This is a genomic window from Nocardiopsis baichengensis YIM 90130 (assembly GCF_000341205.1).
GTDB lineage: Bacteria > Actinomycetota > Actinomycetes > Streptosporangiales > Streptosporangiaceae > Nocardiopsis_A > Nocardiopsis_A halophila.
In genome coordinates this window covers 1-818 of the sequence record NZ_ANAS01000065.1, presented here as the reverse complement: position 1 = coordinate 818, position 818 = coordinate 1, and the positions used below count along the sequence as shown (strand labels likewise).

Below are 818 nucleotides of genomic sequence, written 5' to 3'. Positions count from 1 at the left end.
CAAGGGGGCCGAGGCCGGGCACCGCGGCGCGATGTTCAACCTCGGGGTGCTGCTGAAGGAGGCGGGGCGCGCCGGTGAGGCCGAGGAGTGGTTGCGGCGGGCGCGCGAGACCGGGGCCGGACAGGGGTAGCCCCCCATCTCCCCCTGAAGGCGTCAACATCGGTTGCCTCAACCCCGGTAAGGCCCACTTATCGGGGGCCAGGTAGTGCCCGAAATGCCCGAATCGGCGGCGGTGCTTTCGGACCCCGTCAGGCCCTGGTTTGGCGGACCTCGGCGAGCAGCTCCCCTACAACCCGGACACCGTGCGTGTCGCCGCTCTGAGCGAACAGCTCCACAGCACGCTCCAGCGCCCCTGCCGCCTCCTCCAGCCGACCCGCCTCGCGCAGCGCCAGGCCGAGCATGTGCCACATCACGGCCTCGCTGCGGGCGTCCCCGACCCGTCGGCAGAGCTCGTGGGCGTGGGTGTGGGCGTTGATGGCCTCCTCGAACCGCCGCACCCCTTGCAGCGCCGATCCGAGGTAGGTCCACGCCACGGCTTCGCTGTGGTCGTCCCCGGTCAGCTGGAAGAGCGCGTGGGCGTGGGTGTGGGCCTGGATGGCCTCCTCGAACCGGCCCGCCTCCCGCAGCGCCAGGCCGAGGTTGTTCCACGCCTTGGCTTCGTCGCGGGTGTCCCCGGTCTGCTGGAAGAGCGCGTGGGCGTGGGTGTGGGCGTGGATGGCCTCCTCGAACCGCCGCACCCCTTGCAGCGCCTGACCGAGGTTGTTCCACGCTACGGCTTCGCTGTGGTCGTCCCCGGTCAGCTGGAAGAGCGCGTGGGC

General features: G+C 71.5%; 1 protein-coding gene. It reads right to left on the bottom strand.

Going from position 1 to position 818, the window contains the following annotated elements; all coding sequences use genetic code 11:
* Nucleotides 1-248 precede the first annotated feature (248 nt).
* A partial coding sequence (locus C892_RS29840) for a tetratricopeptide repeat protein (protein WP_040685655.1) occupies nt 249-818 on the bottom strand: 570 nt, incomplete at its 5' end.